The sequence below is a fragment of the Aquicoccus porphyridii genome, assembly GCF_008369105.1.
GTDB lineage: Bacteria > Pseudomonadota > Alphaproteobacteria > Rhodobacterales > Rhodobacteraceae > Aquicoccus > Aquicoccus porphyridii.
The window spans coordinates 1-373 of the sequence record NZ_VINQ01000217.1 but is presented as its reverse complement, the minus strand read 5'-3'; the positions used below and the strand labels follow the sequence as shown (position 1 = coordinate 373).

Here is a 373-nt window from a genome sequence, read left to right as displayed (position 1 = left end):
AGGTCGAGATGATCCTCGGCGACACCCGTCGCACACCGGACCAGGGGCCGACCATCGCCAGCGCCAGCATCCAGGTCAGCGCCGTGCCGCTGCGCCAGGCCGCCGCCGAAGCCCGGCGCTTCCTCCTGCGCCAGGCCGGAAGCCATTTCCCGGTGCATCCGGACAGCCTGCGCAGCGAAAACGGCCAGGTCTTCGCCGCCGCCAATCCGCAGCGACGGATCGGCTACGGCGAGTTGCTGCGAGGCCAGCGCTTCAACCTGAACATCGACGGCAAGGCGCCGCTCAAGCCGCGCAGCGAGTACCGTCTGGTCGGCAAGCCGGTGCGTCGGGGGGACATCCCGGCGAAGCTGACCGGTCAACTGACCTATGTCCA

Annotated in this window: 1 protein-coding gene; it reads left to right on the top strand. The window is 69.4% G+C overall.

Annotation, left to right across the window (positions count from 1 at the left end; translation table 11 throughout):
• Window positions 1–8: 8 nt before the first annotated feature.
• On the top strand, window positions 9–373 hold a 365-nt coding region (locus FLO80_RS24250; RefSeq protein ID WP_246156818.1), incomplete at its 3' end, for a molybdopterin cofactor-binding domain-containing protein.